This window comes from Arsenicicoccus cauae, from assembly GCF_043162025.1.
GTDB lineage: Bacteria > Actinomycetota > Actinomycetes > Actinomycetales > Dermatophilaceae > Arsenicicoccus > Arsenicicoccus cauae.
On the sequence record NZ_CP171001.1, the window covers coordinates 3,331,781 to 3,342,464 of the forward strand.

13 protein-coding genes are annotated in these 10,684 nt (G+C 72.1%); 7 read left to right on the top strand and 6 right to left on the bottom strand.

All coding sequences use genetic code 11. From position 1 onward, the window contains the following. The first annotated feature begins 78 nt into the window (after positions 1–78). The 3 genes from ACF3NS_RS15475 to ACF3NS_RS15485 all read left to right on the top strand — a co-directional run bounded on the left by ACF3NS_RS15475 (position 79) and on the right by ACF3NS_RS15485 (position 1,266). The gene (locus ACF3NS_RS15475; RefSeq protein ID WP_154594539.1) at positions 79–435 is read left to right on the top strand and encodes a S26 family signal peptidase; all 357 of its coding nucleotides are present in this window, start codon (positions 79–81) and stop codon (positions 433–435) included. A gap of 154 nt (positions 436–589) precedes the next feature. Beyond that, positions 590–982, top strand: a complete 393-nt coding sequence (gene sodN, locus ACF3NS_RS15480) for a superoxide dismutase, Ni (RefSeq protein ID WP_154594538.1) — start codon at positions 590–592, stop codon at positions 980–982. Between the two features lie 209 nt (positions 983–1,191). After that, complete coding sequence (locus ACF3NS_RS15485; RefSeq protein WP_372490264.1) at positions 1,192–1,266, top strand: 50S ribosomal protein bL37; 75 nt, start codon at positions 1,192–1,194, stop codon at positions 1,264–1,266. A 251-nt stretch (positions 1,267–1,517) separates the two neighbouring features. Here ACF3NS_RS15485 and rsrA read toward each other — a convergent pair whose 3' ends face one another. The 3 genes from rsrA to ACF3NS_RS15500 all read right to left on the bottom strand — a co-directional run bounded on the left by rsrA (position 1,518) and on the right by ACF3NS_RS15500 (position 3,419). Further along, complete coding sequence (rsrA, locus tag ACF3NS_RS15490) at positions 1,518–1,760, bottom strand: mycothiol system anti-sigma-R factor (RefSeq protein WP_392467154.1); 243 nt, start codon at positions 1,758–1,760, stop codon at positions 1,518–1,520. An 11-nt stretch (positions 1,761–1,771) separates the two neighbouring features. Beyond that, positions 1,772–2,407, bottom strand: a complete 636-nt coding sequence (locus tag ACF3NS_RS15495; RefSeq protein WP_288797678.1) for a sigma-70 family RNA polymerase sigma factor — start codon at positions 2,405–2,407, stop codon at positions 1,772–1,774. A 181-nt stretch (positions 2,408–2,588) separates the two neighbouring features. Continuing rightward, on the bottom strand, positions 2,589–3,419 hold the full coding sequence (locus ACF3NS_RS15500) for an SOS response-associated peptidase (RefSeq protein WP_154594536.1): 831 nt from the start codon (positions 3,417–3,419) through the stop codon (positions 2,589–2,591). A 67-nt stretch (positions 3,420–3,486) separates the two neighbouring features. Here ACF3NS_RS15500 and aroA point away from each other — a divergent pair, with 67 nt between their 5' ends. The 4 genes from aroA to hisN all read left to right on the top strand — a co-directional run bounded on the left by aroA (position 3,487) and on the right by hisN (position 7,864). Further along, complete coding sequence (gene aroA, locus ACF3NS_RS15505; protein ID WP_392467157.1) at positions 3,487–4,890, top strand: 3-phosphoshikimate 1-carboxyvinyltransferase; 1,404 nt, start codon at positions 3,487–3,489, stop codon at positions 4,888–4,890. After that, the gene (gene rsgA / locus ACF3NS_RS15510) at positions 4,887–5,951 is read left to right on the top strand and encodes a ribosome small subunit-dependent GTPase A (protein ID WP_392467158.1); all 1,065 of its coding nucleotides are present in this window, start codon (positions 4,887–4,889) and stop codon (positions 5,949–5,951) included. Before aroA ends, rsgA begins: the two co-directional genes overlap by 4 nt. A 194-nt stretch (positions 5,952–6,145) precedes the next feature. Next, entirely contained in the window at positions 6,146–6,994 is an 849-nt protein-coding gene (locus ACF3NS_RS15515; RefSeq protein WP_392467160.1) for a phosphatase PAP2 family protein, read from the top strand. A gap of 87 nt (positions 6,995–7,081) precedes the next feature. Next, positions 7,082–7,864: a histidinol-phosphatase gene (hisN, locus tag ACF3NS_RS15520; protein ID WP_288797680.1), complete on the top strand. Its 783-nt coding sequence runs from the start codon at positions 7,082–7,084 to the stop codon at positions 7,862–7,864. 130 nt (positions 7,865–7,994) lie between these two features. Here hisN and ACF3NS_RS15525 read toward each other — a convergent pair whose 3' ends face one another. The 3 genes from ACF3NS_RS15525 to ACF3NS_RS15535 are packed head-to-tail and all read right to left on the bottom strand — an operon-like array spanning position 7,995 to position 10,656. Next, positions 7,995–9,371: a M16 family metallopeptidase gene (locus ACF3NS_RS15525; protein ID WP_392467162.1), complete on the bottom strand. Its 1,377-nt coding sequence runs from the start codon at positions 9,369–9,371 to the stop codon at positions 7,995–7,997. Continuing rightward, positions 9,368–10,375: a M16 family metallopeptidase gene (locus ACF3NS_RS15530; RefSeq protein ID WP_392467164.1), complete on the bottom strand. Its 1,008-nt coding sequence runs from the start codon at positions 10,373–10,375 to the stop codon at positions 9,368–9,370. Before ACF3NS_RS15530 ends, ACF3NS_RS15525 begins: the two co-directional genes overlap by 4 nt. Next, complete coding sequence (locus ACF3NS_RS15535) at positions 10,303–10,656, bottom strand: insulinase family protein (RefSeq protein ID WP_392467166.1); 354 nt, start codon at positions 10,654–10,656, stop codon at positions 10,303–10,305. Before ACF3NS_RS15535 ends, ACF3NS_RS15530 begins: the two co-directional genes overlap by 73 nt. Between the last annotated feature and the right edge of the window lie 28 nt (positions 10,657–10,684).

Consider the following 10,684-nt stretch of genomic DNA (forward strand, 5'->3'; position numbering starts at 1 on the left):
ACGCGTTCGTGGCCGGGATCACGGCTCTCGCGAGCGTAGGCTGGTCGCCGGCCCGTCCCCCGCCCGAAGGTAGGTCCCATGCCCCGCAAGCACCTCGGCTTCGCAGTCGTGCGCGGTCGCTCGATGGAGCCGACGCTGCACGAGGGCGACTGGTTGCTGGTGGCGTTCGGTGCCCGTCCCCGGATCGGTCGGCTCGCGGTGGTGCGGCTCCCCGACGGCGACAGCGGACCGCGCCCGTTGTCGGTCAAGCGCGTGACCGGCCGCGATCCCAAGACCCGCGAGGGCTGGTGGGTCGAGCGGGACAACCCGCGTGAGGGCGTCGACTCCTGGCACGTGGGCGCCCTGGGCGACGACGACATCGAGGGTCTGGTGCTCAAGCGGGTCCCCACCCCGCTGCTCCGCCTGCCTCGCTTCACCCGCCCCTCCGGCTCGTGACCCTGCTGCGAGCGGCGCCGTGGGCCGCCCGGCCGTAGCGACGCGGCTTGTTGCAAGACAGGTGCAGGATCGCCCTGGCCTCCCCCGTCGGGTTAGGTTAGGCATCTACGTGACGTCCGGTCACGCTTCGAATCTTCCGCGAAAGGAACTTGCGATGTTCACGTTCGCCCCGGTCGAGGTCCACGCCCACTGCGACCTCCCGTGCGGTGTCTACGACCCCGCCCAGGCCCGCATCGAGGCCCAGTCCGTCAAGGCCATCATCGAGAAGGTCGCGGACAACGACGACCCCGACTTCAAGGTCCGCGCGACGATCATCAAGGAGCAGCGCTCCCAGCTGGTCAAGGAGCACCTGTGGGTGCTGTGGACCGACTACTTCAAGCCGCCGCACTTCGAGAAGTTCCCGCAGCTGCACACCCTCGTGAACGAGGCCACCAAGCTGGCCGGGGCCTCGGGCACCAAGGGTGAGTGGGACGTCGCCAAGGCCGACGAGCTGCTCGCCAAGATCGACGAGATCGCCGCGATCTTCGCCGAGACCAAGAAGGGCTGAGCCCCGCTCGCCCTCCCCAGTCCTGACGGCCCCGCACCCCCCGCGCGGGGCCGTCAGCCTGCTCGGGGACCCGAGCCCGTATGCCGCCCGCGCCGGCGTTTCTGCTGGGCCGCCGCCCTGTGCGACAATGGGACGTTGAGGCCCGTCCCGGGCCAGCGGACCGGCGCCCTTACCGGCGACGTCCGACCCGTCCGACACGAGGAGTCCTCATGAGCAAGCGCGCTCGCAAGCGTCGTGCCCGCAAGAAGAACGGCGCCAACCACGGCCGCAAGCCCAACGCCTGAGACCGGGCCGCGGCAGCGACAGGCCCCCACCCCGCACATGCGGGACGGGGGCCTTCGTCATGCCTGAGGGTTCTGCCGGCGACCGGTCGGTCGAGCTTCGAGGTGAACCACCCGAAGACCGGTCAGGATCGCGCACGCCACCACACCAGCGCCACACCGGCCCGCCAGGACGACACCTACCCCCGACATGGGTCGAGGGCCGCACCCGGTGGCGGGGCAGCCCTCGTTCCCGGGGGTCGGGCATGAGACTCCTACCGACCGTAGTCGATGGTGATGCTGGTGAAGCTGGCGATGATCTGGGTGCGCAGCTGGACGGGTGCTTCCTCGCAGCCGCAGGATCGCCGGATCCGGGCCTTGAGGGCCTGGTCGCGCTGGTACTCGTCGAGGCAGGGCGGACACTCCCGCAGGTGACGGGCGAAGGTCGCGCAGTCGCTCTCGGTCATCTCGCCGTCGAGGTACTCGAAGACGTGCTCCATGAAGTTCGAGCAGTCCATGTGCTCACCCATCACTTCGCACCCCCGTCCTGCTGCGTCTGCTGGGCGGGCGCGCCCTCGGGCGCGGCGAACCCACGCTCGACGGCGTAGTCGGTGAGCAGGTCGCGCAGCTGGCGGCGCCCGCGGTGCAGGCGGGACATCACGGTGCCGATGGGCGTGCCCATGATCTCCGCGATCTCCTTGTAGGCGAAGCCCTCCACGTCCGCGAGGTAGACCGCCAGGCGGAAGTCCTCCGGGATCTCCTGCAGAGCGCGCTTGACGTCGCTGTCCGGCAGGTGGTCGAGCGCCTCCATCTCGGCGCTGCGGTTGCCCATGGAGGAGTGCGACCCAGCCCTCGCGAGCTGGTAGTCCTCGATGTCCGAGGCGTCGGACTGCTGGGGCTCACGCTGCTTCTTGCGGTAGGTGTTGATGTAGGCGTTCGTCATGATGCGGTACAGCCAGGCCTTGAGGTTGGTCCCGGGCTTGTACTGGTGGAACGCGGCGTAGGCCTTGGCGAAAGTCTCCTGGACCAGGTCCTCGGCGTCGGAGGGGTTGCGCGTCATCCGCAGGGACGCGCTGTAGAGCTGGTCCAGGAATGGCAGGGCGTCCGCCTCGAAGCGGGCCTGCCGGTCGGTCGGGCTCTCGGTGGCCACGTCGATCTCAGTCATCGGGGCCAAGCCTAGTCCGGGGGACCCCACCTGGGGGTGGATGTCCAGCGCCGGATGGTCGGCAGTCGGCAGGACAGGGGTGACGAGCACGGGGCGACTCCTATGACGGGACGGGCAGCAGGGTCAACGGTCCCCTGGCGGGTGGCATTCCCGTATGCCGCAGGCCCGGCGCCGCCGGGGGTCAGAGCACCTCGCCGGTGCCCGGGTCGACCACGCCCGCCAGCTGGTCGGCCGGCGCGGGGTCGAGCAGGCGCGGGCCGTTGTTGCGGGTGCTGTTGACCGCGGTGCTCACGGCGTACGCGTCGAAGCGACCGGGCAGGGACAGGTCGAGGTACGGCTGGACGTGCTCGGGCGAGGTCGCGTCCGGGTCGAGCCAGCCCGCCCAGTGCTCCGGCTCGAGGATCAGCGGCTGGCGGTCGTGGATGGTGGCCAGGTCGGGGTCGGCGTGTGTGGTGATCACGCAGTAGGTCGCGAGCCAGGCGTCCGGGTGGTCGTCGGGCAGGGACCGGTCGCGCCAGAACTCGTAGAGCCCGGCCATGACCAGGGGCTCTCCGTCGGCGCGGTGGATGTAGAAGGGCTGCTTGCTCGGCTTGCCCCTGCCGTCCATCAGGGAGGGCGATCGCTGCCACTCGTAGTAGCCGTCCGCCGGCACCAGGCACCGGCGAGCCGCGGCAGCCCGCGCATAGGCCGGCTTGTCCAGCAGCGTCTCGGCGCGCGCGTTGATCATCCGCGTGCCGACCTTGAGGTCCTTGGCCCAGGACGGGACGAGTCCCCAGGTCAGCAGCCGCAGCTGGCGGCTGGGCTGCTGCTCGGGCTCACCCTTGGGCCGTCTCGTGAGCACGACGGGAGCGGCCTTGGTGGGGGCCACGTTGTAGTCGGCCGCGGGCCCACCCCCCTGCCCACGCTCCAGCGCTGCGATCGTGCGCACGGGCTCGGCGGTCCGGTCCTCGTCGACCTCCAGGACCTCGACCAGCTCCGCCATGTCCTTGCTAGCTGCGTACCGTCCGCACATGCCGACAGCGTAGGCGCCATTGACTACGCTGGGCGGCAGCACCTGCACCCCAGCGAACGGAGTCCCGTTGACTCTCGCGGACCCCGACCATCCGGTCGGTCACACGCCTCTCCCCGCCCACCCTGCTGGGCCGGCCGACTGGCCGGCCCCGACGCTGGCCGCCCCGGTCGACGCCACCGCCGTCCTGCCGGGCAGCAAGTCGATCACCAACCGGTTCCTCGTGCTGGCTGCACTCGCCAACGACACCTCGCGGATCCGGCGACCGCTGCGCTCGCGCGACACCCTCCTGATGGCCCAGGCGCTGCGGGACCTCGGGGTCGCGGTGCGGGACCACGAGGGCGAGGACGCCGGCTGCCATGACTGGATCGTCGAGCCGGCGCCGCCGCGGGGACCGGCGACGATCGACTGCGGTCTCGCCGGGACGATCATGCGCTTCCTGCCGCCGCTCGCCACGCTCGCCGACGGCCCGGTCGTGTTCGACGGTGACCTGCATGCCCGCACCCGGCCCGTCGGGCCCGTCCTCGACGCCCTCCGCGCCCTCGGCGCCTCGATCGACGACGGTGGGCGGGGGGCGATGCCGTTCACGATCGACGGGCGCGGTGGTCTGCGCGGCGGGACGGTGACGGTGGACGCCTCGGGCAGCAGCCAGTTCATCTCCGCGCTGCTGCTGTCCGGTGCGCGCTTCGAGGAGGGGGTGACGATCCACCACGTCGGCAAGCCCCTGCCGAGCCTGCCCCACATCCAGATGACCGTGGAGACGCTGCGGGACGCGGGCGTCGTCGTCGACGACGCCGAGCCCGACACCTGGCGTGTCGAGCCCAGCGAGATCAACGCCCTCGACGTCACGGTCGAGCCGGACCTGTCCAACGCCGCCGTCTTCCTGGCGGCGGCCCTCGTGACGCGCGGCGTCGTGCACGTGCCGGCCTGGCCGGCGGTGACCACGCAGGCGGGCGACCGCATCCGTGACGTCCTCGCGCAGATGGGGGCCGAGGTCCAGCTGGATCGTGCCGGTCTGACCGTCACCGGTCGTGGGCTGCACGGCATCGACGTGGACCTGCACGACGCGAGCGAGCTCACGCCCGTCGTCGCGGCGCTGGCCGCCCTCGCCGAGTCCCCCACGTGGATCCGCGGCGTCGGGCACATCCGCCGGCACGAGACGGACCGCATCGCGGCGCTCGCGACCGAGATCAACCGGCTGGGCGGTGACGTGGACGAGACCGACGACGGGCTCGTGATCCGCCCGCGCCCGCTGCACGCCGGACTGTTCCACACCTACGCGGACCACCGGATGGCCATGGCGGCCGCCGTCCTGGGGCTGCGGGTGCCCGGGGTCGTCATCGAGGACGTCGCCACCACGGCCAAGACCCTGCCGGACTTCACCCGGCGGTGGACCTCCTTCCTGTCGGGTGACGTGGCCTCCACCGAGCGCCCGGCCCATGCGGGGGCCACCCCTCGTGGGGGGCGCCGGTGACCCGACGGTCGTATGACGAGAGCGACGTCCGCGTCCGCCCCAACCGCCGCGGGTCACGGCCCCGCACCAAGGACCGCCCGGCGCACGAGGACGCGGTGGAGGCCCTCGTCACCGCCGTCGACCGCGGCCGCTACACCACCCTCGTCGGCGAGGGCACGTCCTCGGAGCGCGTCGTCACCGCGATGAAGGCCCGCGAGCTCGGCCGCAAGGGCATCGTCGTCGGGGACCGCGTCGGGCTCGTCGGAGACCTGCAGGGTGGGCCCGACCACCTCGCCCGGATCGTCCGTCAGCACGAGCGGCGCTCGGTGCTGCGGCGCACGGCCGACGACACGGACCCGGTCGAGCGGGTCATCGTCGCCAACGTCGACCAGCTCGTGGTCGTCACCGCGCTGGCCAACCCGGAGCCTCGCCCACGCATGATCGACCGCTGCCTCGTGGCGGCCTATGACGCGGGCCTCGAGCCGATCCTCGTGCTGACCAAGGCCGACCTGGTCGACCCCACCCCGTTGATCGAGGCCTACGCGCCGCTGGGGGCACGGTGCATCGCCACGTCCACGCCTTCGGACACCGACGTGCCGGCCGGTGCCACGGTCGAGGACGTGCTGGCGCACACGTCCGGGCTCGACGAGCTGCGGGACGCCCTCACCGGCCACGTCAGCGTCCTGGTCGGCCACAGCGGCGTCGGCAAGTCGACGCTGGTCAACCTCCTGGTGCCGGACGCGATGCGGGCGACCGGGCACGTCAACGACGTCACGGGCCGCGGGAGGCACACGAGCACGTCCGCCATCGCGCTCCGGCTCCCGGGCGGGTCGGGCTGGGTCGTCGACACCCCGGGTGTCCGCAGCTTCGGTCTCGCCCACGTCCGGCTGGACGGGATCGTCGCCCACTTCCCGGACCTCGAGCCGGGCACGGCCGACTGCCCCCGAGGGTGTACGCACGACGAGGAGGAGTGCGGGCTCGACGCCTGGGTCGACTCGGGTCGGGCGGGTCCCGCGGGTGCCGCTCGGCTGGACAGCCTGCGCCGTCTGCTGCGGGCTCGCTCCGCGAGCGAGGACGCCTAGCCTTTTCTTGCGCGGCATCACCCGGCTCCGGCGACGCGCCTCCCGACCCTGCCGCAACATGCTCGTCGACATCTCGCGCAGCGGGCCCAGCGATCCTGCTCGCCCCGGTGCGCCAGCAGGGATGCCGTGCGGCGACATCGCCTGCTCCGCGCGTCGCACCGGGGCCGGGCCTCCCCACGGCGCAGACTCTCCGGATGGACCAGCAGCGACGTCCCGTCGAGGAGACCATCGGCGAGCGAGACCTGACCCAGTGGCGCACCCCCGCCGGCCGCGCCCTCGCCCGCGTCGTGGCGCGGACCTCGAGCTGGACGGCGGCCACGTGGCTGCTGGTCGCCACGGTGCTGGCGTGCTTCGTGGGGATCGTCGGGCTCACGGCAGCGGCGACCGAGACCTACGAGGCCGTGGTCGAGGGCGGCGGGGTGGCGGCTCTCGACCACCCCGTCCTCGATCTCGCCGTGCAGCACCGCACCCCGACCCTGGCCCACGCGCTGACGGCCTTCACGGACATCGGTGGTCCGGTCGGTATGCCGATCCTCTCGCTGGCCCTCGTCGTCCTGGCGAGCTGGGCGTGGCGCTCGTGGTCCCCCGCCGTCCTCACGACCCTCGCCGCCGCGGGCTCGCTCGCCATGACGGTGGTGGGCAAGCAGCTGATCGGCCGTGTCCGGCCGCCGCTCGTCGATGCCGTCCCCCCGTTCGAGACCTCCCCCAGCTTCCCGAGCGGCCACACCCTCAACACCACCGTCGTCGTCGGGGTCCTCACCTATCTGCTCCTCACGCGCCTGCGCCGCCGACGCACGCGGATCCTCGCCGTGGTCCTGGCCTGCTGCTGGATCGTGGCGATGGGTCTGTCCAGGGTGATCCTCGGTCACCACTGGCTGACGGATGTCGTGACCGGGTGGCTGCTCGGGCTGGCGTGGGTCCTCGCGCTGGTGCTGTGCCACCGTCTCTGGCTGACCGTGCGCAGGCACCGCCGCAGCACGACGGCGCACCCGCCGTCGGTGTCGGTGTCGGCGTCGGCGTCGGCGTCGGCGTCGGCGTCCTAGGCGCCGCCGCCGTCGCTCGGGCGGCCCACCACCCTCGCCCCGCGCGCCCGCCGCGTCGGGGGTTCGCCGTGCGGGTAGTTTGGGCGGGTGAGCCCCTCCTACGACGACGACGTCCGACTCGCCCACGTGCTGGCTGACTCGGTCGAGCGCGTGACGATGACCAGGTTCAAGGCGGACGACCTGCGGATCGACACCAAGCCCGACCTGACCCCGGTCACCGACGCCGACCGGGACGCCGAGGAGCTCATCCGCGGACAGCTCAAGCGCACCCGGCCCCGCGACGCGGTCCAGGGCGAGGAGTTCGGCACCACCGGGCACGGCTCACGGCGCTGGATCATCGACCCCATCGACGGAACCAAGAACTATGTCCGGGGTCTGCCCGTCTGGGCCACCCTCATCGGGCTGGTCGACGGCGACCAGCCCGTCGTCGGTCTCGTGTCCGCGCCGGCCCTCAACCGCCGCTGGTGGGCCGCAGCCGGATCAGGCGCCTACACCGGCCGCAACCTCTACTCGGCCAAGCGGATCCAGGTCTCCGGCGTCTCCTCCATCAGCGACGCGTCGTTGTCCTACGCGTCGCTCGGCGGATGGCGCGACATCGGCCGCCGCGACCAGTTCCTGGCCCTGATGGACGACTGCTGGCGCACCCGGGGATTCGGCGACTTCTGGTCCTACATGCTCGTCGCCGAGGGGGCCTGCGACCTCGCGGCCGAGCCGGAGCTGGCGGTGCACGACATGGCGGCGCTCGTCCCGATCGTCACGGAGGCAGGCGGGCGCATGACCTCGCTCGACGGGTCACCGGCCCCCTGGGGCGGCAACGCCGTCGCCACCAACGGCCTCCTGCACGACGAGGTCCTCGGCCGGCTCGGCTGACGCAGCCAACGCCTCCACCGTGTCGCGGGAGCGACGGCCTCGCCCGTCGACTCCTGCACTACCCAGCGCGGGCGGGGAGCCACGTCCTTGGCCTCGCCCGCGCCAGCCGACCGACACAGGGGCCCGCGCCTCAGTTGCTCCGCCGACGCACCTCGACGTCCCCACGACCGAGCACCCGCACCTGGTCGGCGACCTGGTCGGCGTCACCGACGACGACGATCGTCCATCGCCCGACGTCGGCCCGGGCGTAGGCCTCGGCCAGGGCCTCCCCCGTGAGCGACCTCGTCTCGTCGAACATCTCCGTCACCCACCGGGGCGGCAGCTTCTCTAGGGCGAGCCCTGCCGCCTCGTCCGCGACGGCGTCCGCGGTCGCGTACCGCGCAGGAGCGGTCTGGATGACGAAGTCGACCCCGGCACGCACCTCCGCCGGGGTGAAGCCCTCGCGGGCCTTCTCCAGGATGTCCAGGAGCAGTCCGACGGACTCCCCCGTCACGTCCGCCCGCACGGAGCCGCTGGCGACGAACAACCCGCCCTCGGCGCGCGGCACGAAGGCGGTCCGCAACCCGTAGGTGTAGCCCTTGTCCTCGCGCAGCACCGCGTCGACCCGGGCCTGTGGCGCACCGCCTATGAGGAAGCTCAGCACAGGGTAGGCACCCCACCCGTTCCGCCTGTCAGGGCCGAGGCAGCCGATGTAGAGCTCCGACTGCACGGACCCGGGTCGGTCGACGACGACGATGCGGCAGGCATCCTCCCTGCGCGCGGGGGCCTGGGCCCCGGTCGGCGCCACCGGCTGCGGACGCCAGGCGCCGAAGGCGCCCTCCACCAGGTCGTGCAGCGCCCGCGCTGGCTCGGCCCCCAGGGAGGAAAGGTCACCTGCAACGATCATGACGGTGCCGGTCGGCCCGACGTGGCGGCGATGGAAGTCGCGCACCGCGGGAGCGGTGATGGAGCGCACGGTCTCAGGGCTGCCACCCGACGGGCGCGACGCGCGCGAGCCCGGGGTGTAGAACGTGGCGGCGAACTCGCGCACGGCCCTGCTACGCGGGTCGGCGTTCTCCTGCTCGATGTCGGCCAGCCGCTTGCGGCGGGCACGGTCGACCTCGTCGTCGGGATAGGCGGGTCGCTGGACGCACTCGGCGAGCAGCTCCAGGCCACGGTCGAGCCGCCTGACGGGGACGTCCAGGTCGAGCATGAGGCCGAACTCGCTGGTGGAGGAGCCCAGGGCGACCCCGGCCCGCTCCAGGAGCTCGGCGAACTCCTCCGCCGAGTGGTCCTCGGTGCCCTCGTCGAAGGTCCGGGACATCAACGCCAGGATCCCCTCGAGCTCGCGCGCCTCCTGCGCCGGCACGACCGGGACGGCCAGGCGGACGGACGCGACGTACTGCCCCGGGGTGTGGAAGGTCTGGAGCGTGAGGCCGTTCGCCAGCCGGGTGGTCGTGGGCTCCGGGAAGGACCACGGGCCCGGCGGCGCGACCTCGGGACGGGCGGGGGTCGGGGTGACGGTCATGCCGGGTCTCCTTCGCCGGTCTCGGTCTTGAGGTAGGCCACGACGGCCCGGTTGGCCGGCTGCAGGTATGCCGCAGCCGCGGCCCGCACCTGGTCGGATGTGATCGTCGACAAACGGTCCAGGAAGGTGTTGGCGTGCTGGGCGTCCCCGTGCAGGGCAGCGTGGCCGCAGATGATGTCAGCCCGTTCGTCCGCGGCCGCGAGGGCGTGCAACCAGGCTCGTTCGCTCTGCGCCATCACCGCCTCCATCTCGACGTCGGTCGGCCCCTCCTCAGCGAACCGCTCCAGCTCCTCGCACAGGACGTCCTCCGCGGCGTCCGGGTCGACGCCGTCCGCGACGTCCACGGAGACGAACCCCAGCGAGACCCCGTCGACCAGGCCCCAGGCCATCCCCTGCACGCTGTTGGCCAGCTGCTCCCGCCGCACCAGTCGTCGATAGATCCGAGACGAGGCCATGCCTGCGAGGGCGTCCAGGGCGGCCGCGGCGGCGTAGAACTCGTCGGTGTCGTCGACCGGCAGGCGGAAGGCGACGAACAGACGGTCGCTCGGGACGTCCGACCGACGCTCGAACCGCAGTGGCTGCGAGAGCGGGGGCAACGCAGGCACGGGCGCGCGACCGGCCGCCGCGCTCGGCGGCAGCTGACCGAAGTAGGTCTCGGCCGCAGCGAACCCCTCCTCGGCCGTGAGGTCACCCACCAGGGTGAGGGTGGTGTTGTTGGGCCCGTAGTAACGCTCGAAGAACGCGTGCACGTCCTGGAGGCTCGCCCGGTCCAGGTCCTCCATGGAGCCGATGGTGGGGTGGTGGTAGGGGTGGCCCTCGGGGAACACCAGGGCGTACATGTCGGGCAGGGCGAATCCGTACGGCTGATTGTCGTACCGCTGGCGCTTCTCCTCCTTGACCACGTCACGCTGGTTGTCGAGGTTGGCCTGGGTCACCGCGGGCAGGAGCCGGCCATGACGGTCCGCCTCGAGCCACAGGGCGAGCTCGTAGGCCCCGCGAGGCACGGTCTCGAAGTAGTTCGTGCGGTCGAACCACGTGGTCGCGTTGAGCCGGCCCCCCGGGCCATCAGCTCCGAGAAGTGCTCACCCGAGGCGACGTTCTCCGAACCCTGGAACATCAGATGCTCGAAGAGGTGCGCGAACCCGGTCCGGCCGGCCACTTCATGGCGGGACCCGACCCCCACCCACAGGTTGACCGTCACCGTCGTGATGGACCTGTCCTCGTTGACGATGACGCGCAGCCCGTTGGTCAGGGTGCGCTCCGCGATCTGGTAGTTCAACGGCATGCAGCCCACCCTAGGCGACAACCCCACA

Bases quoted from the DNA above. Each gene is read 5' to 3' on its own strand.
- ACF3NS_RS15475 (WP_154594539.1), top strand. From the start codon at position 79: ATGCCCCGCAAGCACCTCGGCTTCGCAGTCGTGCGCGGTCGCTCGATG.
- sodN (WP_154594538.1), top strand. From the start codon at position 590: ATGTTCACGTTCGCCCCGGTCGAGGTCCACGCCCACTGCGACCTCCCG.
- rsrA (WP_392467154.1), bottom strand. From the start codon at position 1,760: ATGGACTGCTCGAACTTCATGGAGCACGTCTTCGAGTACCTCGACGGC.
- ACF3NS_RS15495 (WP_288797678.1), bottom strand. From the start codon at position 2,407: ATGACTGAGATCGACGTGGCCACCGAGAGCCCGACCGACCGGCAGGCC.
- ACF3NS_RS15500 (WP_154594536.1), bottom strand. From the start codon at position 3,419: ATGTGCGGACGGTACGCAGCTAGCAAGGACATGGCGGAGCTGGTCGAG.
- ACF3NS_RS15515 (WP_392467160.1), top strand. From the start codon at position 6,146: ATGGACCAGCAGCGACGTCCCGTCGAGGAGACCATCGGCGAGCGAGAC.
- ACF3NS_RS15525 (WP_392467162.1), bottom strand. From the start codon at position 9,371: ATGACCGTCACCCCGACCCCCGCCCGTCCCGAGGTCGCGCCGCCGGGC.
- ACF3NS_RS15535 (WP_392467166.1), bottom strand. From the start codon at position 10,656: ATGCCGTTGAACTACCAGATCGCGGAGCGCACCCTGACCAACGGGCTG.